We start from the raw sequence: 21,018 nt of genomic DNA, 5'->3' as shown, positions 1-21,018 counted from the left end.
CGCTCAGTCCGCCGTCTCCTCGAACGCCTCGTCCACGGTTATGGCCATGCCGAGCGACTGCAGCCGCTTGAGCGGCTCGTCGTAGCCGCGCTCGAGCGACTCGACGTCCATCAGCACCGAGGGGCCGTCGGCGATGGAGGCGGCGATGACCGAGGAGAAGCCGGTGCGCACGTCGGGCACGTGCACCTGCGCGCCGACCAGCTTGGACGGGCCGTGCACGACGGCGGAGTGCAGGTGGTTGGTGTCGTGGAAGCGGCAGGCGTTGCCGCCCAGGCACATCGGGAACAGCTCGATCTCGCAGCCGAGCTGCTGCAGCGCCTTGACATAGACGAATCTGTTCTCGAACACCGTCTCGTGCAGCACGGACAGGCCGCGGGCCTGGCTCATCAGCACCAGCAGCGGCTGCTGCCAGTCGGTGGCGAAGCCGGGGTGGGTGTCGGTGTGCACGGCGGCCGAGCGCAGGCCGTCGGGGGCGGAGGCGCTGATGTACTCCTCGCCGATGTCGAACCGGGTGCCCATCTTGCGCAGCGTCTCGATCGCGGTCACCAGCCGCTCCTGGGCGCAGCCGTGCACGCGCACCTGGCCGCCGGTGAGCAGGCCGGCCACCAGGTAGCTGAACGCCTCGAGCCGGTCGCCGGAGAGCCGGGTGTCGGCGCCGTGCAGCTTCTCCACGCCCTCGATCAGGATGCGCCGGTCCGGCTGGAGCTGGATGCCGGCGCCCATCCGCTGCAGGAACAGCGCGAGCTCCATGATCTCCGGCTCCACCGCGGCGTTCGAGATCACCGTGCGGCCCTCGGCCAGCACCGCCGAGAGCATGATCGACTCGGTGGCCCCGACGCTCGGGTAGGGCAGCTTCACCTTCGTGCCCTGCAGCCGCTTGGCCGTGGCGTGGATGCCCGTGTCGTCCACGCTGATCTGGGCGCCCATGGCGGCCAGGGCGCTGATGTGGAAGTCGAGTGGGCGCGGGCCGATCCGGTCCCCGCCGACCAGCGGCACGAAGGCCTCGCCGGTGAGGTTGAGCAGCGGGCCGAGCAGCAGCACCGGGATCCGGTTGCGGCCGGTGAAGGTCTGCGGCACGGCCGAGGCGGGCTGCTCGCCGCGTTCGACGATCAGGGTGTCGGCGTCGCGCTCGACCGAGCAGCCGAGCGAGCGCAGCATCGACGCGGTGATCTCTACGTCGCCGACCCGGGGGGCGTTGCCGATCCGGCTCGCGCCGTGGCCGAGGATCGCGGCGACCATGTGCTTGGTGACGGCGTTCTTCGACCCGCGCACGGTGACGTCCCCGCGCAACGGGCCGGTGGGTTCGATCTTCCACGCTCTGGTCATGAGGCCATTGTGGCGCCGGTCAGCCCGCTATGCCGGGGTTCCGTCGGCGGGCGCGGCCGGCCGGGGCAGCGGATTGGACAGGTTCTGATGGGTCGTCCGGTAGCCGAGCCGCAGGTAGAGCCGCCGGGCCGGCTCGTTGGGGTGGTAGTGCGCGAGGGTGCACAGAACATCCCCCGACGCGAACGCGTGCCGGGTGAGTACAGCGGTCACCGCCGCGCCGAGTCCTTGGCCGCGGGCTTGGGCGTCGGTGGCGATGGAGGCGAGATAGGCGACGCCGGACACGCGGCGGGTGAAAGCCCCGAGCGCGAGCAACTCGCCGCTCGCCTCGTCGGCCACGCCCATCCACCGCTCGACCTCGGCGTGGTCGGCGCGCACCGAGTGGCTCGGGTTGACCCGGTCCAGGAAGGCCTGCACCGCGGCGAGATCCGTCAGCACGCGGACGCGGTCCTCGCCGGGCTGGGCGGCCGGCGGCTCGTCGCAGCGCATCAGGTCCCACGAGCCGTGGCCGGGATCGGCGACCACCCAGCGGCTGACGTCGACGCCGCGCGGCACGGTGATCCCGAAGCAGGCGTCGCCGAGGTCGGCCATCGCGGCCTCGACCAGGGCGAGCGCGACGGCCGGATCGGCCACGACGTTGAGCCAGCACGGGTCGCCGCCGTAGGAGTCGATCGAGGCGAATGCGTAGCCGCCGGGAGTGGTCCACGCGCCGTGCAGGATGCCGGGGTCGGTCTCGAGCCGCAGCAGCGCGTCGTCGAGCACCTCGGCGGGCAGCTGCCGGTAGGAGTCGAACCGGGTGACCGTCTCTATACCGTGCACACCGCCACCTCGCTAGCGCTCGGTAGGCCGCGTGCGCGAAGCACTGTGCCTAATGACTCGCTCGCAAGCTCGCTCATGCTCAAGATTCTCGCACCTGCGCTGTCGGGCGTGGGCGTTAGGCTCGTCGACATGCCCGCTGAGAGCCTTTTCGACTTCGTGAACCGCGAGCACGAGGAGTCGCGCGCCCCGCTCGCGGCCCGGATGCGCCCGCGCACCCTGGACGAGGTGGTCGGCCAGGGCAAGCTGCTGAAGCCGGGCTCGCCGCTGCGGCGCCTGGTCGACGCGACCTCGCAGTCCCGGGCGGTGCCCGCCTCGGTCATCCTGTGGGGTCCGCCCGGCACCGGCAAGACCACGCTGGCGCACGTGGTCGCCCGCAGCACGGACCGGCACTTCCTGGAGCTGTCCGCGATCACGGCCGGGGTCAAGGAGGTGCGCGCGGCGCTGGACGAGGCGCGCACCCAGCTGGCCGGGTACGGGCGCGAGACGGTGCTGTTCCTGGACGAGATCCACCGCTTCTCCAAGGCGCAGCAGGACTCGCTGCTGCCCGCGGTGGAGAACCGCACGGTCACCCTGATCGCGGCGACCACGGAGAACCCGTACTTCTCGGTGATCTCCCCGCTGATGTCCCGCTCGCTGCTGCTCACGCTCGAGCAGCTGGGCGAGGAGGACATCAGCGACCTGATCGACCGCGCGCTGGTCGAGCAGCGCGGCCTGGCCGGCACGGTGACGCTGGCCGAGGACGCGCGGGCGCACCTGCTTCGGCTGGCCGGTGGCGACGCCCGGCGCGCGCTGACGGCGCTGGAGGCGGGCGCGGGAGCGGCGAAGGACAGCGGCTCGGACGAGATCACCGTGGCCGTCCTGGAGCAGGCGGTGGACCGCGCCGCGGTGCGTTACGACCGGGACGGCGACCAGCACTACGACGTGGCCTCGGCGCTGATCAAGTCGATCCGCGGCTCGGACGTGGACGCCGCGCTGCACTATCTGGCGCGCATGGTCGAGGCGGGGGAGGACCCTCGCTTCATCGCCCGGCGGCTGGTCATCTCGGCCAGCGAGGACATCGGGCTGGCCGATCCGTCGGCGCTGCAGACCGCGGTCGCGGCGATGCAGGCGGTGTCCTTCATCGGCTGGCCGGAGGCCCGGATCTCGCTGGCGCAGGCGACGATCGCGCTGGCCGCGGCGCCGAAGTCGAACGCGGCGTACCTGGCCATCGACGCGGCGTTGGCGGACGTGCGCGCGGGCCTGGCAGGCCCGGTGCCGGCGCATCTGCGCGACAGCCACTACCAGGGCGCGGGAAAGCTCGGGCACGGCCAGGGCTACGTGTATCCGCACGACCTGCCGAACGCGGTGGCCGCGCAGCAGTACGCGCCGGACGCCGTGCACGGGAAGCGGTACTACAACCCGACCCGGCACGGCTTGGAGGAGCGTTACGCGGACCGGGTGGTGAAGTTGCGGTCGCTGTTGGGCTCGGGCGAGGAGCCGTCCTCGGCGGAATCCGTCGAGCTCAAGGGGTCGGGCGAAGGCGAGCGCCGCGAGCCGAGCTGATTGCCCGTCAGTACGGTCAGCAGCATGAAGACCACGAACACGATCAGCACGATCAGCGACCACGTCGTCACGTGCAGGTAGCCGCCGGGCTCGCGCGGGTCCAGGAAGTCGTAGGGCCACCAGGTGACGATCGGGCCGCGCACGAGCGACACGGCCAGGTACACCAGTGGGAAGACGAGCCAGCGGGTCGCCACGGCGTGGCGCAGGCGTGCCGTCGGGGGAAGAAGCAGCCAGTCGAGCACGAGGATGCAGGGCATCACGCCATGCACGATGTCGTTCTGCCACGTGATCGTGGCGGCGGTGGCCTGCCCGGCCAGCAGCGTCCAGTACACGAGGCCGGTGATGACGAGGTAGAGCACCGCAGCGCCCCGAACCAGGTCCGGCACGCCCGACCGGCCCTGCAGCAGCGCCCGCCCGCCGATCAGCAGCACGGCCGCGCCGAACAGGTTCGACAGGTCCGTGAAGTAGAAGAAGAAGTTCACGGCGTCGCCGACGTGGAGGTCCCGGTCGTAGCCGACGGCCAGCGCCACCAGCGCGAGGCAGCCGAACGCCGTGCGTCCCGCGCCTGCGACGACGTGGCTCTTCGGACGGGCGGTTACCGCTCGGTCAGCTTTCATCCGAGAAAGGTAAGGGCTGGACGGGTCCGTGCGCCAGAGTCGGCGTGTGCCGACGCGGGCACGGACCCGAGCCTCAGACCCGCTCGAGCGCGGCCTCGGCGGCGCTCGCCGGCACGAGCGGCGCGGGCGCGGCGGCCGCCTGCCGCCCACGCTGCACCGCCATCGCGGCGAGCGCGACCACGCAGCCGAGCAGGCCGACCGCGGCCATGCCCCAGGCCGGGCCGGCCCCGTCGATGACCACGCCGATCAGCGGCGCGCCGATCGCGCTGCCCACGGTCAGGGCGGCGGCGTGCATGCCCATCGCCTGGCCGCGCCGGGACGGCGGCACCGCCCGGCTGACCGCGTCCACGCTCGAGGCGATGGTCGGGGCGCAGGCCAGGCCGCCGGGGATGCAGAGCAGGCACAGCGCCCACCAGTTGTCGGCCAGGCCGATCGGCACGCTGAGCGCGCCGAGCAGCAGCAGGAGCACCGGCATCGGCACCGGCCGCGGCATCGCACCGTGGATGAAGCCGCCCACCAGCGAGGCCGCGCACCAGACGATGACGACGACGCCGGCCCAGGCGATCTGCCCGTGCCCCCGCAGCAGCGCCACCACGGCCACGTCCGTCGCGGACAGGATCACGCAGCAGGCGGTGCACACGGCCAGGATGAGCAGGAAGCCCGGCGCGAGCCAGTGCGCCTTGGCCGCGTCCTCGGCCGCTTCTTCCAGCTCCGCTTCGGCCGCGCCGCCGGCGGCGTCCTGCCGGGCGGTGTACGCGTAGAGCACGGCGGCGCCGGCGGCGATGCCGAAGCCGACCACGCGCAGCGTCGAGACGGCCTCGCCCAGCGAGGTGATGGCCAGCACCGCGACCGCCGGGCCGACCATGAAGGAGAGCTCCACGGCCATCGAGTCCAGCGAGAACGCCTGGCGCCGCACCGACTCCGGCACCCGCTGCGCCAGCGACTGGCGCACCAGCGTCATGATCGGCACCTGCAGCGCGCCGCAGAACACGGCGCAGCCGAGCAGCGCCGGGTAGGGCAGCGACGGCACGAGGTTCCAGAACAGCAGCGAGACCACGCCCGTCACCAGCAGCACCGGCCGCGGACCGCGCCGGTCGATGGCCCGCCCGAGCAGCGGCGAGCCCAGCGCCAGGCCGACCGTGAACATCGCGGTGGCCGCGCCGGCCGCGGCGTAGCTCAGATGCCGGTCGAGCACGACGCTCAGCGTCAGCGCGGTGGTCCACGCGGTGCCGGGGATCCGGGCGACCAGCGCGACCAGCATGAAGGTCTTCATGCCGGGCAGGCCGAGCACGGACTTGTAACGGGCCAAGTGCATGTGTGTCTCCTACTTTCGGAGCACATACTTCCAGAACCCGGCGGCAGAATCGAAAGCTTTCCCGGCCCCGCGGCCCCTCGCCGCTCGTTTCTCTCCGGCGGCGGGAAGCCGAGGCGGCCGGCCGGCGCGGTGGAAACCGGGCTTCAGGGAAGCGAGATGTTCAGCTTCTCGCCTATGGCCCGGTACCCGATGCCCGCGTAGACGCGCTCGCTGATCTCCCCGGACGGCTCGAGCCAGGGCACCCGCAGCCCGCGCTCGAAGGCGAGCTCGGTCAGCCGCGCGGCCACGGCGGCGCCGACGCCGCGGCGGCGGAAGCGCTCGGCCACGGCTATGCCGCCCACCTCGGTCAGCCCGTCGATCGGGACCGAGCAGGACCCGCCGCCGGCCGGCTCGCCCTCGAACAAGCCGAGCACGACGATGCCGCCGTTCTCGTACGTGGCGCGCAGGCCGCCGATCGCCGGCCAGTCCGGTCGGCCCGGCTCGCCGTAGGCGTAGTGCTGCACGGTCACCAGTCCGAACAGGTCATCGTCGGCGCGCGGCTCGAACAGCTCGAGGCCGGCCACCGGCTTGGGCGCGGCCAGGTCGCCGGGCGGGCAGGCCATCAGCGGCGCCCGGCTCTCCACCTTGAAGCCGGCCGCCCGCAGCGCGGGCTCGACCGCCGGCGCGCAGCTGGGCAGGAACTCCAGCCGCGGTTTGCGCTCGCGCGCGCGGAAGACCTCGATCAGGGCGCGGATGTCGGCGGCGCTGGGCTCGGCGTGGTCGTCCGGGATGGCGTAGTTGGCCATCGGACTGGCCCACTCCGGATTGAACCGGGCGACGAACGGCCCGGTGCGCACGTGCCCCAGGCTGCGCAGAGCCAGGGTGCGGGCATGGTGCTGGACGTGGAAGTCCACTGCGGTAATCCTTTGATATGGCATGTGAGTGTACGGACATGCCGCCGATGCTGCGTCAGGACTGTCGGCGGCCCTCGGTGGCGTGCGCGCTGACAGGCATGGGCCCCACTCCCCGGTGTCGACGTCGACCGGGAGTCGTCCCCGGCCGGTGCGTGCCGATCTTGCCATCGCCGCCGGTCGGCCGCAAGGGTGCGCGCATCGGCGCGAGAATGCGCCCCCTGCTCCGACGTGCCCGGGTACGGTTTACCGCCCCCGCCGGGACCACAGCGCGCGCACCGCCGCGCCGGCCAGCCAACGGCGGTTGCGCACGGCCGGCTCGTTCTTCTCCCAGCGGACGGCCGGGCTCCGCCGGGCCGAGAGGCTCGGCGGGGCGGCGGCGGCGAGGATGGCGCGCTCGATCGCCCGCGAACGCAGCCTGGCCAGCTCGTTCGCGCGATCGTCGATCTCGCGCAGCACGTCGGCGGACTGCCAGGGTTCTGCCAGCCACTTCGTCGCGAGCGAGGCCGGGACCCAGGTCTCGTCCGCGGCCCGGGCCAGCTGCTCGAGGCTCGGCCGCGCCGCGGGCCGCACCCGCTGGCTCGACTCGATCGCCTCGCGCAGGGCGTTCGGGCAGTTGCCCACCGCCGGGCTGAGGATGTCGCCGGACGCGCTCGACGCCGGCCGGCCCGTCGCCGCGAGATAGAGCAGCGCACCGATCGCGCGCACGTCCTCGGCGGTGGACTCGGCTTCGTCGGCCGATTCGATCCGCCCGTCAGCGCCCTCGATGCGGGTCAGGCCCACGTCCACGACGATCGGACCGATCCGGCCAAGCACCACGTCGCGTGCCGTCACGCCGCGCCCGGTGAGCCCGGCATCGCGCAACGCGGAGAACGCCTCGACCAGCCCTCGCGCCAGGTGCCGCACGCCCTCTTGCGACAGCGGTCCGTACCCGTCCACAGCCTCCTGAAGCGAGGGTCCGGGCACGTATTCGGCCGCCGTCCACGCCAGTCCGCGCACCTCTCCGACGGCCAGATGCCGGGCGATCCGCGGCGATCCCAGAGCGCTGATCAGCTCCGCGGCGCTCTGCATTCGGATCAGTGCGACGTCCGCGGCGCCGGCCGGGCGGTGCAGCTTGACCACGGTCGGGCGCCCGTCCCGGGCCAACCCCAGGAACGTGTCGCCGGAGCCTGACGTAATCCTGGCCAGCGGTTGGTACGGCGTCCCGCCGAACCGCCAGAGCTCGTCGGCGAACTCCGAGTCGAAGGCCCTCCCCATGCCGTCAGCCTACGGGCGCGGACGCGGGCCTGGCGAGGGTCCGGCGGTGTCCGCCAGGCCTGACGACGTCGGCGGGGCCGGACGCGATATCGTCTAGCAGGTCTGGCCCCTCGTGGACTCCAGACGTCAATCCCACTCGGGCGTGAGCGAAGGGACGGACCCGCACGTGTCGGCAGGTGCAGTCGTCGGACTGATTTTCGCGATCTTCTTCGCGGTCGGGGTGGTCTTCCTCTGCGTGGTCCTGCTGCGCCTGGCCCAGGTGCTCAAGGAGACCAAGCAGCTCGTGGCGGGCATCAGCGAGAAGACCTCGCCGCTGCTGACCGAGATCACCACCACCGTGGTCACGACGAACCAGCAGCTCGGCAAGGTGGACGTGATCACCGACAACGTCTCGAACATCTCCACCAACGCCTCCGCGCTCGCCTCCACCTTCTCGGCCACCGTGGGCGGTCCGATGATCAAGGCGGCGGCGTTCTCCTACGGCGTGCGCTCGGCCCTGGCCAACCGCCGCCGGGCGGACGTGGAGAAGCGGGTCAAGGCCGAGATCAAGGCCGCCCGCCGGACCCGGAAGGACTGAGACCATGGTCAAGCGGTTGTTCTGGGCCGCCCTCGGCGCCGGCACCGGCGTCGTGGTCGCGGCCAAGGTGACCAAGGCCGCCCGCAAGCTGGCCCCCTCCACCCTGGCCGAGTCGGCCACCGGCGTGCCCGGCCGGCTCACCTCCGCCTGGCAGGACTTCACCGAGGACGTGCGCTCCGCCGCCGCCGAGCGCGAGTTCGAGCTCTACCACGCCCTCGGGGTGGACGCGAAGGACCAGGAGACCGGCCGCCGCTGAGCCGGGGTGTCCGCGGGCCGGTACGAGCGCGGCTGCACAGCTGGAAGAATGAGGAGCGCAGCACTGTCGCGACTCGACCTGTGAACGTTCCACCGATGTAAGCGAGAGGTAGTTCGACCATGGACTCCGCAGAGATCCGCCGCCGCTGGATCGACTTCTTCGTCCAGCGCGGGCACGCCGAGATCCCGTCCGCCTCCCTCATCGCCTCCGATCCCACCCTGCTGCTGGTCAACGCCGGCATGGTGCCGTTCAAGCCGTACTTCCTGGCCGAGGAGCCGCCGCCGGCCCCGCGCGCGACGAGCGTGCAGAAGTGCGTGCGCACCCTGGACATCGAAGAGGTCGGCAAGACCACCCGGCACGGCTCCTTCTTCCAGATGTGCGGCAACTTCTCCTTCGGCGACTACTTCAAGGAAGGCGCGATCACCCTCGCGTGGGAGCTGCTGACCAGCCCGGTCGCCGACGGCGGCTACGGGCTCGAGCCGGAGCGGCTGTGGATCACCGTCTACCTGGACGACGACGAGGCCTACGACATCTGGAACCGCAAGATCGGGGTCCCGGCCGAGCGCATACAGCGCCTCGGCAAGAAGGACAACTTCTGGTCCATGGGCGTGCCCGGGCCGTGCGGTCCCTGCTCGGAGATCAACTACGACCGCGGCCCCGCCTACGGCGAGGAGGGCGGCCCGGCCGTCAACGGCGAGCGGTACCTGGAGATCTGGAACCTGGTCTTCATGCAGTACGAGCGGGGCGAGGGCACCGGCAAGGACGACTTCGAGATCCGCGGCGACCTGCCCGCCAAGAACATCGACACCGGCCTCGGCCTCGAGCGCCTCGCCGCGATCCTGCAGGGCGTGGACAACCTCTACGAGATCGACACGTCCCGCACGATCCTGGACAAGGCGGCCGAGCTGACCGGCGCGGTCTACGGCAAGGACCACCGCACCGACGTGGCCCTGCGCGTGGTGACCGACCACGTCCGCACCGCGCTGATGCTGATCGGCGACGGCGTCATCCCGGGCAACGAGGGCCGCGGCTACGTGCTGCGCCGGATCATGCGCCGGGCCATCCGCAACATGCGCCTGCTCGGCTCGAACGCGGCGAGCATGGAGGCGCTGATCCGCAGCGGCATCGACGCGATGGGGCCGCAGTACCCTGAGCTGGTCGCCGACTCCAAGCGGATCCTGGCCGTGGCCATCGGCGAGGAGACCGCGTTCCTGCAGACGCTGCGCACCGGCACCGGCATCCTGGACAACGCCATCTCCGCGGCCAAGGCGGCCGGCGGGGACCGGGTGAACGCGGCCGAGGCCTTCCAGCTGCACGACACCTTCGGCTTCCCGATCGACCTGACCCTGGAGATGGCGGCCGAGCAGGGCCTGTCGGTGGACGAGGAGGGCTTCCGCCGGCTGATGGCCCAGCAGAAGGCCAACGCCAAGGCCGACGCGAAGGCCAAGAAGACCGGCCACGTGGACGTCTCCGCCTACCGCGAGCTGTTCGACCTCTCCGGCAGCCCGGAGTTCACCGGCTACCGCGAGACCGTCAGCGAGGCCGTGGTCCGCGGCCTGCTGGTGGACGGCGCGGTGGCCGGGAGCGCGGTCGGCGGCCAGGAGGTCGAGCTGGTGCTCGACCGCACCCCGTTCTACGCCGAGGGCGGCGGCCAGCTCGCCGACCACGGCCTGATCCGGCTCGCCAACGGCGCCGTGATCGAGGTCGTGGACGTGCAGAAGCCGGTCGGCGACCTGATCGTGCACCGGGCCGTGGTCCGGGACGGCGAGGTGACGGCGGGTCAGCCCGCCGAGGCCGCGGTGGACGTGGCCCGCCGCGCCGCGATCTCCCGCGCGCACACCGCCACGCACATGGTGCACAAGGCCTTCCGCCAGCTGCTGGGCGACACCGCGACCCAGGCCGGCTCGGAGAACTCGCCCGGCCGCTTCCGGTTCGACTTCGCCCACCCGCAGGCCGTGCCGCACTCGGTCCTGGCCGACGCGGAGCAGCTGGTCAACGAGGTGCTCATCGACGACCTCGCGGTGACCGCGCAGATCATGTCGCAGCCCGAGGCCAAGGCCATGGGCGCGATGGCGCTGTTCGGCGAGAAGTACGGCGACCGGGTCCGGGTGGTCTCGGTGGGCGAGTGGGCGCACGAGCTGTGCGGCGGCACGCACGTGCCCAACACCGGCCGGCTCGGCCTGGTCAAGCTGCTGCACGAGTCCTCCATCGGCGCCGGCGTGCGCCGGGTCGAGGCGCTGGTGGGCGCGGACGCGTACGGCTTCCTGGCCCGCGAGCACGTGCTGCTGGCCCAGATCGCCGAGGCGGTCAAGGCCCGGCCGGAGGAGCTGCCGGAGCGGATCGGCGGCATCATCGGCAAGCTGCGCGACGCGGAGAAGGAGATCGCCGCGCTGCGGGCGGGCCAGGTGCTCGCGGTGGCCGGGCAGCTGGCGGCCGACCCGGCGGACGTGCGCGGCGTGGCCTACGTCGGCCACCGCGCGCCCGACGGCACCGGCGCGGACGACCTGCGCAAGCTCGCCCTCGACGTGCGCGCCCGGCTCGGCTCGCGCCCCAGCGTGGTGGCGGTCGCGGCGGTGGCCGGCGAGCGCCCGGTGGTCGTGGTGACGGCCAACGAGGCGGCCCGCGAGCAGGGCCTGAAGGCCGGCGCGCTGGCCAAGACCGCGGCCCAGACCCTCGGCGGCGGCGGTGGCGGCAAGGACGACATCGCCCAGGGCGGCGGCACGAACGCGGCGGCGCTGGATGAAGCTTTGGAGGCGGTGCGGCGTCAGATCGCCGCCTAGCGCGCGACATTTCTGGTATCCACGCGGCGCACTGGTCGCTCGCGTCATTCCCGGGGCCCGTCCGTCAAGCGCGCGGGCCCCGTTCGTGCGAGGCTGAACCCTGACAGCGTGCGCCGTGCGGGTTCTTCACGGCCCGGCGGCGGCCGGATCGGAACGGAGCGGGTGTTGAGAGCGGGCAGAAGACTGGGTGTCGACGTGGGCGCGGTCCGCGTCGGGGTGGCCGTGTGCGACCCCGAGGGACGCCTGGCCACACCGGTCGAGACCGTCCCGGCGGGCGAGGGCGACGTGCCCCGCATCGTCGCGCTCGCGCACGAGTACGGCGCCGTGGAGATCGTGGTCGGCCTGCCCCGCTCGCTCTCCGGCGCCGAAGGTCCGGCGGCCGCGAAGGCCCGGGTGTTCGCGGACCGTCTCGCCGGGAAAATCCACCCTATTCCGGTACGAATGGTCGACGAGCGGTTGACAACCGTGACGGCGACCCGTGGACTACGCGAGTCGGGTGTGCGCGGGCGCAAAAGCCGGGCGGTGGTGGATCAGGCCGCCGCGGTCGTGATCCTGCAGAACGCGCTCGACATCGAGCGCGGGTCGGGCTCCGTGCCCGGTACCCTGGTCGCCCTGGAACAGGGCACCTCGCCGCAGGCGGCGGCCCCGGTGAAGGAGAGCGAATGAGCGACGGCGGCTGGTACGGCTATCCGCAGGAGCCGGACCCCTACGCGCAGGCGCAGGACGACTGGAGCCAGCCGCCGCTCGACTACAGCAACCCTCCGCAGGCTCCCGGATACCCCTCGTACGGGCAGGGCGGACAGGGCGCGCAGACCGGTCAGCAGTCCGCGGCGCAGTACTTCGACTACCCGCAGCAGCAGCAGCAGCAGCCGCAGCAGCAGGCGCCGCGCCCGCCGCAGCAGGATCCGCGCTACCGCCAGCAGCAGCAGCGCCCGCAGCAGCCGCAACAGCCTCAGCAGCAGCCGCGGTATCCGCAGCAGGGCCAGCAGCAGGGCCAGCAGGGCTATGCGTCAGGGTCCTACGACACCGGGTACGACACCGGCGGTTACGGCGGCCAGCAGCGGCAGCGCGGCACCGGCCAGCAGCCGCGCGTCGGCTACGAGGGCTACCCCGCCAGCGGCTACGACACCGGCTCCCACGGCTCGGGCTCGTACAACAGCGGCAGCTACGGCGCCCAGGGCTACCCGTCCTCCGGCGGCTACGACACCGGCACTCAGCAGCAGCGCGCCGCCGCCCGGCCGCAGCAGCCGCAGCGGCGTCCGGCCGGCCCCGGCCCCGGCCCGACCGACCCGTACGGCGAGCCGCGCGACGCCCGCGGACCCCGCGACGTCCGCGACCCCTACAACGACCTCGCCGAGGACCAGGCCGAGTACGAGTACCCGGCCCGCGGCGGCCGCCGCCGCGCCGAGCCCGAGCAGCCCGTGCCGAGCCGTTCCGGCTCGAACCCGCGCTACGCGGTCGAGGACGAGGAGAGCGAGCGCGGCGGCCTGCTCACCGCCGACAGCTCGGACTCGGACGGCGACTCCGGCGGCAGGCGGACCGGCTCGGGCAAGAAGGGCAACAAGCGCAAGAGCTGCCTGGCCGTGTTCGTGCTCTTCAGCATCCTGGCCGGACTGCTCGGCTACGGCGGCTTCCAGGGCTACAAGTGGTACCAGTCGAAGTACGGCCCGCCGCCGGACTTCACCTCCGCCGCCGGCCTGCCCGCCACGGTCGTGGTGGAGATACCCGGCGGCTCCGGCGGAACCGCGATCGGCAGCATCCTGCTCCAGAACGACGTGGTCAAGAGCCAGCGCGCCTTCACCAAGGCCTGCGAAGCCAACCCCAAGTGCGGCGACATCCAGGCCAACACCTACCTGCTGCACAAGGAGATGAGCGCGGCCGCCGCCGTGGACGCGCTGCTGAACACCAGCAACATCGACAACACGTCGCAGTTGCTGGTGCGCCCCGGCGAGCGCGCCGCGGACGTCTTCAAGGACCTCGAGCAGAAGAAGAAGTGGACCCAGGCGCAGATCCTCTCGGCCATCAGCAGCGGCAAGGTCGACCTGCCGAGCTGGGCCAACGCCAAGACCGGCGCGAAGTTCCCGTTCGCCAACGTCGAGGGCCTGCTGTTCACCGGCACCTACCAGCTGCCGGACTACAACGACCCGACTTCACTGATCAAGACCATGATCGACAAGCAGCTGGCCATGTTCGACGCGGTCGGCCTGACCAGTAAGGCCAAGTCGGCCGGCGGGGCGAACCTGACGCCCTACCAGGTGCTGACGATCGCCTCCATGGCGCGGGCCGAGGCCGGCACCGACACCAAGGACCTGGGCAAGATCGCGGGCGTGATCTACCACCGGCTCAAGGACACCGCGGACTTCGCGCACCTGGGCTTCGACACGACCACGCTCTACGGCATGGGCGAGACCACGACCACGCCGGACAACAAGGCCACCGGCAACCCGTACAACACCAGCGTCTTCGGCATAAAGGGCCTGCCGCCGGGCCCGATCGACAGCATCGACCAGACCACCCTGGAAGCGGCGCTGAGCCCGACCGACACGACCGACCTGTACTTCTGCGCGGTCGACGGCTCGGTGCTCTACGCCGCTAACAGCACGGCCTGGTCGGCGCTGGGCAAGGCGCACCCGGGGCTGTGCGGGAACTGATGACGCCGACCGCCCGCCGGGCCGCCGTGCTCGGCTCGCCGATCGCGCACTCGCTCTCGCCGGTGCTCCACCGCGCGGCCTACGCCCGGCTGGGCCTGGCCGACTGGAGCTACGGCCGCCGCGAGGTGGACGAGGCGGGCCTGGCGGCCTTCGTCGAGGGCCTCGACGGCAGCTGGGCCGGCCTGTCGCTGACCATGCCGCTCAAGCGCGCGGTGATCCCGCTGCTCGACGGGATCAGCGGCACCGCCCGCGCGGTCAACGCCGTCAATACCCTGGTATTCGAGGCCGATGGCACCCGGCACGGCGAGAACACCGACGTGCCGGGTCTGGCCGCGGCGCTGCGCGAGCGCGGAGTGCACGAGGTCGCGGCGGCGGCCGTCCTCGGCGGCGGCGCGACGGCCGGATCCAGCCTGGCCGCGCTGGCCGGGCTGGTGCGCGGCCCGATCGCGCTCTACGCGCGCACCCCGGCCAAGGTGGCCGAGTTCGCCGCGCTCGCCGAGCACTTCAAGCTGACCCTCGATCCGCGCCCGTGGAGCCGGGCCGGCGAGGCGGCCGAGCACGAACTCGTCGTCAACACCACCCCGGCGGGGGTGGCCGACGAGCTCGCCGAGCGACTGCCCGAGCAGGTCGGCACGCTCTTCGACGTGATCTACCACCCGTGGCCGACGCCGCTGGCCGCCGCCTGGGAACGGCGCGGCGGCGTCGTGCTCGGCGGCCGCGACCTGCTGCTGCACCAGGCGGTGACCCAGGTGGAGCTGATGACGGGCGTGCGCGGCCGGGGCGGGGAGATCCTCGAGGCGATGCGCGCGGCCCTGGCCGCCCGGGACGACGCCTGACCAGGCGTCACCCCGCGGCGTCCTTCGGTTACCCTCAGTGCAGTGAGATGCCGGTGAGCGCGCCGTCGCCGGACACCTCGGCCGTGAACGAGCCCAGTCCGGCCGCGCTGACCTCGATCCCGTCGGCGCTGCGGCTCCAGTCCCAGCCGTGGTGCTCGACGTAGCCGAGCACGCACTCGGTCGCGCCCTCCTCGAACTTGACCACGCCCTGGGTCAGGAACCGCGGCACCTCGCCGAGCTCCGGCCTGGCCGCGGGGATCGCCTCGTCGAAGGCCAGGTAGTAGATCCGCCCGCGCTCGCCCTGGCTGTGCCCGATGTACGCGCGCGCCCCGGCCAGCCCCATCACGGTCCAGGCCAGCATCTCGGCGGCGGTCTCCGGATCCTCGGCGTCGTCGTTCGCGGACAGGTCGAGCACCGGCGCCGCGAGCTCCGCGATCCCGACCTCGCCGGCCGCCTCGCACACCGCGCGCACCCGCTCGGTGATCCGCGGATCCGCCGACCACGCCTCGGGTTCGGCCCACGCCCAGCGCCAGCGCCCGTCCTCGGTCAGCCGCCCGAGCGCGTCCACCGCGAACTCCCGCCCGGCCTGCCGGTAGAGCCGCCGCTCGTGGTCCACGCTCCACTCGTCCACCGGCATGAACGCCAGGAACTCCTCGATCTGCTCGAGCACCCAGGCCGCGTGCCGGTTGCCGGCCTCGGTCAGCTCACGGCTGAAGGAGAGCACCCGGAGCGCGTCCGGCACGGGCTCTTCGGCGGGGGCTTCGAGGGCCTGCTCGGCGGGGGTTTCCGCGGCTTGCTCGGGCAGCCAGAGCGAGGGCGCGGGCGCGGACGCCTGCTGCGCCACGGCTTCCGGCACTGCGTCAGGTTCGGGTTCGGGTTCGGGTTCGGGCTCGGGCTGCGGCTCCGGCGCGGGCGCCTGGGCCGGCACCGCCCGCTGCCGCCGTCGCGCCGCCGCGAGTTCCTCGAGCATCTGCGCCGCCGCGGCCTGCCGCACCGGCTCGGCCACCGCGCCCACCTCGTAACCGCGAGCCCTGATATGCGCGACCAGGTCCGGTTGCGGCGGCAGCCGGTACTGGCTCAGGTAGTAGCCGACCGCCGCGGGCCAGATCCAGTACCCGTCCGTGTGATACGCCCGCGGAACCGCCATGCCCGCGTCCGGCGACATCTCGTCCGGCGCGGTCTTCGTCGTGGCCAGCGCCACCGGAGCCGTCGTCAGATACCGGGAGAGCGCCTCGAACTCGTCCTCGCCCACCGGCGGCCGCTTGATCAGCACGCCGCCGTTCGGCCCGCGCCCGTCGAAGACCTCGGCCACCCGCATCCGGGCCGGCGCCTCGACCGCGCCGCCGGTAGCCGCCTCTCGCTCGTCAGTCACGCTCCGAAGATCCCCTCGAGCCGCCGCGCCCGCGGGCGGCGGGCAGTCTCGGAGCGGTTTGGTCGCCGCCCTCGAAGAAGAAAGTCTAGCTACCGATCACCGGGAGATGTCCATGGTCGCGGGCAGCCGGACCGCCACCGAGTCCCCCGGCTGCAGTCCGAGCTCGAGCGCCGCCGAGTTCGTGTGCCGGGCCAGCGCGAACAGCCCGGCCGAGTCCAGGTAGCCCACGGACTCGCCCGGCCGGACGTCGGCGTGGCTGCGGCCGAACGGCACCTTCACCTCGCCGGTCCGGCAGTGCACCGTCAGCGTGTCGCCGACGCGCAGGCCGGCCTCCTCGAAGAGCCCCGCGCCGAGCGTGGTCTGAACCGTCCCCCACCGGTCCACCGAGAGCACCTCGCCCTCCAGCCGATGCGCCGTCAGCCGCGAGACCGGCTCGGGCAGCCGCACCAGCGCGTCCACCGGGACCTCCGGTCCGAGCGCGGCGGGGGAGAGCCCGGCCGCGATGTGCGCCGCCACCGGCGCGAACAGGTCCCGGCCGCGGAAGGTCGCGGAGATCGGGTGGCGCACGTGCGTCTTCGAGACGATCTGGTGCGCCGCGCTCGCCCCACCCAGCGCCCGCGCGGCCGGCAGCAGCAGTCCGTTGTCCGGACCGACCAGCACGCTCTTGCCCGCGATCACGGCGAGGGCCCGCCGCCGGGTGCCCGCGCCCGGCCCGGTCGCCGGATCGACCACGGCGAGCAGCACCCCGGCCGGCAGGTACGGCGCGGCCTGGGCCAGCAGCGCGCTCCCGCTGCGCAGATCCCCCGGCGGCACCTCGTGGCACAGGTCGATCACCCGGGCCGCGGGCGCCGTCGCGGCGATGACGCCGTGACAGATCCCGACGTGGCAGTCGCTCAGGCCGTAGTCGGAGAGGAACCCGATCCAGGACCTGGCAGAGGCGCTCACGCAGCCACCGCGCGAGCGCTCGGTAGGCGCGTTCGCGCACACTCTGTGCCTGATGATTCGCTCGCAAGCTCGCTCACGACGCGACCTCGCTAGAGCTCGGTCGGCGCGTTCGCGCACACTCTGTGCCTGATGATTCGCTCGCAAGCTCGCTCATTCCCGCACTGTAGGCAAGCCAGATGGCCGCGACGTGGCCGCCCGGTTACCGGGGGTCGCCCGCCCCCGGCCGGGTGCCCGCGCGGATCTGGACACCCAGGATCCGCAGACCCCCGGTGTGGGATGATCGGGGCATGTTGCGTTGGCTCACCGCAGGCGAATCCCACGGTCCGGCCCTCGTCGCGATCGCCGAAGGCCTGCCGGCCGGAGTGGAGACCTCGACCAAGGATCTCGCGCACGCACTGGCGAGGCGCCGGCTCGGGTACGGCCGCGGAGCTCGGATGAAGTTCGAGCAGGACGAGGTCGAGTTCCTCGGCGGCGTGCGCCACGGCCTGACCCAGGGCGGACCCGTCGCGGTGCGCATCGGCAACTCGGAGTGGCCCAAGTGGCGCACCGTGATGGCCGCCGACCCGGCCGAGGGCGAGGGCGAGCTCGACGCGATCGAGCCCGGCAGCTCCGGGCAGGCCCGCAGCGCCCCGCTCACCCGGCCCCGCCCCGGCCACGCCGACCTGGCCGGCATCCAGAAGTACGGGTTCGAAGAAGCCCGCCCGGTGCTCGAGCGGGCCAGCGCCCGGGAGACCGCCGCCCGGGTCGCGCTCGGCGAGGTCGCCCGCGCGTTCCTGCGCCAGGCCGCCGGCGTCGAACTGGTCTCGCACGTGGTCGAGCTCGGCCCGGTGCGGGCCAAGGCCGGCCTGCTCCCGCTGCCTTCCGACGAGGAGCGCGTCGACGCCGACCCGGTGCGCTGTCTTGACCCGGAGGCCTCGGCCGCGATGGTCGCCGAGATCGACGCGTGCCACAAGGCCGGCGACACCCTCGGCGGTGTCGTCGAGGTGCTCGTCTACGGCCTGCCCCCCGGCCTCGGCAGCCACGTGCACTGGGACCGGCGCCTCGACGCCCGCCTCGCCGCGGCGCTGATGGGTATTCAGGCGATCAAGGGCGTCGAGCTCGGCGACGGGTTCGAGCTGGCCCGGGTGCGCGGCTCGCAGGCCCAGGACGAGATGGAGCCCGCCAACCCGGGCGTGCGCCGGCGTACCGGCAAGTCCGGCGGTACCGAGGGCGGCATGTCCACCGGCGAGGTGCTGCGCGTACGCGCGGCGATGAAGCCGATCTCCACCATCCCGCGCGCCCTTGCCACCGTCGACGTCGCCACCGGCGAGGCCGTCACCGCGCACCACCAGCGCTCCGACGTGTGCGCGGTCCCGGCCGCCGCGATCGTGGCGGAGGCCATGGCCGCGATGACGGTCGCCGACGCCCTGCTGGAGAAGTTCGGCGGCGACTCGGTCCGCGAGACCCGGCGCAACGTCGAGGCCTACCTGGCCGAGCTGGCCGAGCGCGGCCTGCAGGTCGGTGGGGGAGCGGCATGAGCGAGCTCGCGAGCTCATCTACGAGCACAGTGCCTCGCGAATGCGGCCTACCGAGCTCCAGCGAGGTGGCGGTATGAGCCCCACGAAGCCTCTCGCCGTACTGGTCGGACCGCCCGGTTCGGGCAAGTCCACCGTCGGCGCGGCCTTGGCCGAACGGCTCGAGGTCGGCCTGCGCGACACCGACCACGACGTCGAGGCGCTGACCGGCTCCGCCATTGCCGACCTGTTCGTCGAGCGCGGCGAGGAGTACTTCCGCGAACTCGAGTCCGAGGCCGTGCGCGCGGCGCTCGAGTCGCACTCCGGCGTCCTCTCCCTCGGCGGGGGCGCGATCCTGCGCCGGGAGACCCGCCAGGCCCTGGCCCCGCACTACGTGGTGTGGCTGGACGTGAGCGTGCACAGTGCGGTCAAGCGGCTGGAGATGAACGTGCCGCGCCCGCTGCTGCTCGGCAACGTGCACAGCAAGTTCATCGAACTGCACCGGGCCCGCGCGCCGTTCTACGAAGAAGTCGCCAGCTGCCGGGTCGACACCAGCGATCTGACGGTCGAGGAGATAGTCGACCGGCTGTGCGAGCAGATCCCGTACCCGCCGAAGGAGTCCGAGGCTTGAGCACCGAAACGACGCGCATCCCGGTCGGCGGTGACGCGCCGTACGAGGTCGTGGTGGGCCGTGGCCTGCTCGGCGAACTGCCCGCGATGCTCGGCGACAAGGTCGCCCGGGTCGCCGTGGTGCACCCGAAGGCGTTGGCCGCCACCGGCGAGGCGGTGCGCGACGACCTCGCCGCGGCCGGCCTGAAGGCGATCACCATCGAGGTGCCCGACGCCGAGGAGCAGAAGTCCGCGCAGGTGCTCGCGTACCTGTGGACCGTGCTCGGCCAGGCCGGGTTCACCCGCACCGACGCGATCGTAGGCGTCGGCGGCGGCGCCACCACCGACCTGGCCGGCTTCGCCGCGGCCACCTGGCTGCGCGGCGTGCGCGTGGTGCAGGTGCCGACCACGGTGCTCGGCATGGTGGACGCGGCCGTCGGCGGCAAGACCGGCATCAACACGGCCGAGGGCAAGAACCTGGTGGGCGCGTTCCACCCGCCCGCGGGCGTGATCTGCGACCTCGCCGCGCTCGAGACGCTGCCGCGCAACGACTACGTGGCCGGCCTCGCCGAAGTGGTCAAGTGCGGGTTCATCGCCGACCCGCGCATCCTCGAGCTGATCGAGGGCGACATCGACGGCGCCCGCCGGTACGACGGCCCGCACACCCAGGAGCTGATCGAGCGCGCGATCCGGGTCAAGGCCGAAGTCGTCTCCCAGGACCTGCGCGAGTCCGGCCTGCGCGAGATCCTCAACTACGGCCACACCCTCGGCCACGCGATCGAGCGCAACGAGCGCTACCAGTGGCGGCACGGCGCGGCCGTCTCGGTCGGCATGGTCTTCGCCGCCGAGCTCGGCCGCCTCGCCGGAAAGCTCGACGAGTCCGTGGTCCAGCGGCACCGGGACGTGCTCGGCGCGCTCGGACTGCCGCTGACGTACGAGGCGTCGGCCTGGCCCAAGCTGCTCGAGACGATGCGGGTGGACAAGAAGTCGCGGGCGGACATGCTGCGCTTCATCGTGCTGGCGGGCCTGGCCAAGCCGGTCGTGCTGCCCGGCCCGGATATGCAGCTGCTGGTCAGCGCGTTCGGGGAGATCTCGGCCTAGCCGGTAGACTGGCGCAATCTCACCAATTTCCTCTAGCTAGGAGTCACCCGGCCGTGGCCTCGACCAATGATCTCAAGAACGGCATGACGCTCAACCTGGACGGCGAGCTGTGGAATGTCGTCGAATTCCAGCACGTCAAGCCCGGTAAGGGACCGGCCTTCGTTCGGACCAAGCTCAAGCACGTCCTGTCCGGGAAGGTCGTCGACAAGACCTTCAACGCCGGCATCAAGGTCGAGACCGCGAACGTCGACAAGCGCACCATGCAGTACCTCTACAAGGAGGGTGCCGACTTCGTGTTCATGGACCTCGACACCTACGACCAGCTGCACGTGTCCGGCGACACCGTCGGCCAGAACGCGGACTACCTGCTCGAGAGCGCCGAGGCCATGGTCGCCACGCACGACGGCGTGCCGCTCTACATCGAGCTGCCCGCGGCCGTCGAGATGGTCATCACCTACACCGAGCCGGGCCTGCAGGGCGACCGCTCCACCGGTGGCACCAAGCCGGCCACCGTCGAGACCGGCGCGGAGATCCAGGTCCCGCTGTTCATCGGCACCGGCGAGAAGGTCAAGGTCGACACCCGCGACGGCAAGTACCTCGGCCGGATCAACAACTAAGCGCGTTCCGCACGCTGT

The 21,018-nt window shown here is 72.5% G+C and carries 19 protein-coding genes; 11 read left to right on the top strand and 8 right to left on the bottom strand.

Annotated elements, in window-relative coordinates:
* Positions 1-3: 3 nt before the first annotated feature.
* On the bottom strand, positions 4-1,326 hold the full coding sequence (gene murA / locus ACTRO_RS17605) for a UDP-N-acetylglucosamine 1-carboxyvinyltransferase (protein WP_034264342.1): 1,323 nt from the start codon (positions 1,324-1,326) through the stop codon (positions 4-6).
* A 27-nt stretch (positions 1,327-1,353) separates the two neighbouring features.
* Complete coding sequence (locus ACTRO_RS43505) at positions 1,354-2,142, bottom strand: GNAT family N-acetyltransferase (protein WP_051450991.1); 789 nt, start codon at positions 2,140-2,142, stop codon at positions 1,354-1,356.
* Positions 2,143-2,271: 129 nt separating this feature from the next.
* On the opposite strand from ACTRO_RS43505, the gene ACTRO_RS17595 reads away from it, so the two are divergent.
* Positions 2,272-3,684, top strand: a complete 1,413-nt coding sequence (locus tag ACTRO_RS17595) for a replication-associated recombination protein A (RefSeq protein ID WP_051452415.1) — start codon at positions 2,272-2,274, stop codon at positions 3,682-3,684.
* Here the strand turns inward: ACTRO_RS17595 and ACTRO_RS47320 are convergent.
* The 4 genes from ACTRO_RS47320 to ACTRO_RS17575 all read right to left on the bottom strand — a co-directional run bounded on the left by ACTRO_RS47320 (position 3,567) and on the right by ACTRO_RS17575 (position 7,763).
* Entirely contained in the window at positions 3,567-4,301 is a 735-nt protein-coding gene (locus ACTRO_RS47320) for a Pr6Pr family membrane protein (protein WP_034264338.1), read from the bottom strand. The two genes, ACTRO_RS17595 and ACTRO_RS47320, sit on opposite strands and share 118 nt — an antisense overlap.
* A 73-nt stretch (positions 4,302-4,374) precedes the next feature.
* Positions 4,375-5,616 (bottom strand): MFS transporter, encoded by a 1,242-nt coding sequence (locus ACTRO_RS17585; RefSeq protein ID WP_034264336.1) that lies wholly within the window; start codon positions 5,614-5,616, stop codon positions 4,375-4,377.
* Positions 5,617-5,759: 143 nt separating this feature from the next.
* A complete protein-coding gene (locus ACTRO_RS17580; protein ID WP_034264334.1) occupies positions 5,760-6,533 on the bottom strand; it encodes a GNAT family N-acetyltransferase in 774 nt (257 codons plus the stop codon).
* A gap of 219 nt (positions 6,534-6,752) precedes the next feature.
* On the bottom strand, positions 6,753-7,763 hold the full coding sequence (locus ACTRO_RS17575; protein ID WP_034264331.1) for a protein kinase family protein: 1,011 nt from the start codon (positions 7,761-7,763) through the stop codon (positions 6,753-6,755).
* 166 nt (positions 7,764-7,929) lie between these two features.
* On the opposite strand from ACTRO_RS17575, the gene ACTRO_RS17570 reads away from it, so the two are divergent.
* From ACTRO_RS17570 to ACTRO_RS17545, 6 genes are all read left to right on the top strand, one after another.
* Complete coding sequence (locus ACTRO_RS17570) at positions 7,930-8,340, top strand: DUF948 domain-containing protein (protein WP_034264328.1); 411 nt, start codon at positions 7,930-7,932, stop codon at positions 8,338-8,340.
* A 4-nt stretch (positions 8,341-8,344) separates the two neighbouring features.
* Positions 8,345-8,596 (top strand): hypothetical protein, encoded by a 252-nt coding sequence (locus tag ACTRO_RS17565; protein WP_051450990.1) that lies wholly within the window; start codon positions 8,345-8,347, stop codon positions 8,594-8,596.
* A gap of 119 nt (positions 8,597-8,715) precedes the next feature.
* Complete coding sequence (gene alaS, locus ACTRO_RS17560; protein WP_034264325.1) at positions 8,716-11,376, top strand: alanine--tRNA ligase; 2,661 nt, start codon at positions 8,716-8,718, stop codon at positions 11,374-11,376.
* Positions 11,377-11,541: 165 nt separating this feature from the next.
* Entirely contained in the window at positions 11,542-12,042 is a 501-nt protein-coding gene (gene ruvX / locus ACTRO_RS17555) for a Holliday junction resolvase RuvX (RefSeq protein ID WP_157436313.1), read from the top strand.
* Positions 12,039-14,027 carry an endolytic transglycosylase MltG gene (gene mltG / locus ACTRO_RS17550; protein WP_034264322.1) on the top strand — a complete coding sequence of 663 codons (1,989 nt, stop codon included), beginning with the start codon at positions 12,039-12,041 and terminating at the stop codon, positions 14,025-14,027. The genes ruvX and mltG overlap by 4 nt, the downstream gene beginning before the upstream one ends.
* Positions 14,027-14,863 (top strand): shikimate dehydrogenase, encoded by an 837-nt coding sequence (locus tag ACTRO_RS17545; protein WP_034264319.1) that lies wholly within the window; start codon positions 14,027-14,029, stop codon positions 14,861-14,863. Before mltG ends, ACTRO_RS17545 begins: the two co-directional genes overlap by 1 nt.
* Positions 14,864-14,897: 34 nt before the next feature.
* Here ACTRO_RS17545 and ACTRO_RS43500 read toward each other — a convergent pair whose 3' ends face one another.
* Together ACTRO_RS43500 and ACTRO_RS17535 are read right to left on the bottom strand one after the other, a co-directional pair.
* Complete coding sequence (locus ACTRO_RS43500) at positions 14,898-16,235, bottom strand: DUF6882 domain-containing protein (RefSeq protein WP_051450989.1); 1,338 nt, start codon at positions 16,233-16,235, stop codon at positions 14,898-14,900.
* Between the two features lie 96 nt (positions 16,236-16,331).
* Positions 16,332-17,180, bottom strand: coding sequence for an SAM hydrolase/SAM-dependent halogenase family protein (locus ACTRO_RS17535; protein WP_034264315.1), 849 nt, complete (start codon positions 17,178-17,180; stop codon positions 16,332-16,334).
* 287 nt (positions 17,181-17,467) lie between these two features.
* Here ACTRO_RS17535 and aroC point away from each other — a divergent pair, with 287 nt between their 5' ends.
* From aroC to efp, 4 genes are all read left to right on the top strand, one after another.
* Entirely contained in the window at positions 17,468-18,697 is a 1,230-nt protein-coding gene (gene aroC / locus ACTRO_RS17530) for a chorismate synthase (protein WP_034264313.1), read from the top strand.
* A 73-nt stretch (positions 18,698-18,770) separates the two neighbouring features.
* Positions 18,771-19,304, top strand: coding sequence for a shikimate kinase (locus tag ACTRO_RS17525; protein WP_034264310.1), 534 nt, complete (start codon positions 18,771-18,773; stop codon positions 19,302-19,304).
* Complete coding sequence (aroB, locus tag ACTRO_RS17520; protein ID WP_034264307.1) at positions 19,301-20,383, top strand: 3-dehydroquinate synthase; 1,083 nt, start codon at positions 19,301-19,303, stop codon at positions 20,381-20,383. The genes ACTRO_RS17525 and aroB overlap by 4 nt, the downstream gene beginning before the upstream one ends.
* Before the next feature lie 53 nt (positions 20,384-20,436).
* Positions 20,437-21,000 carry an elongation factor P gene (efp, locus tag ACTRO_RS17515; protein WP_034264305.1) on the top strand — a complete coding sequence of 188 codons (564 nt, stop codon included), beginning with the start codon at positions 20,437-20,439 and terminating at the stop codon, positions 20,998-21,000.
* Positions 21,001-21,018 lie beyond the last annotated feature (18 nt).

Origin of the sequence: Actinospica robiniae DSM 44927 (genome assembly GCF_000504285.1) — a bacterium.
GTDB lineage: Bacteria > Actinomycetota > Actinomycetes > Streptomycetales > Catenulisporaceae > Actinospica > Actinospica robiniae.
This window is presented reverse-complemented; position numbering and strand designations above follow the sequence as displayed.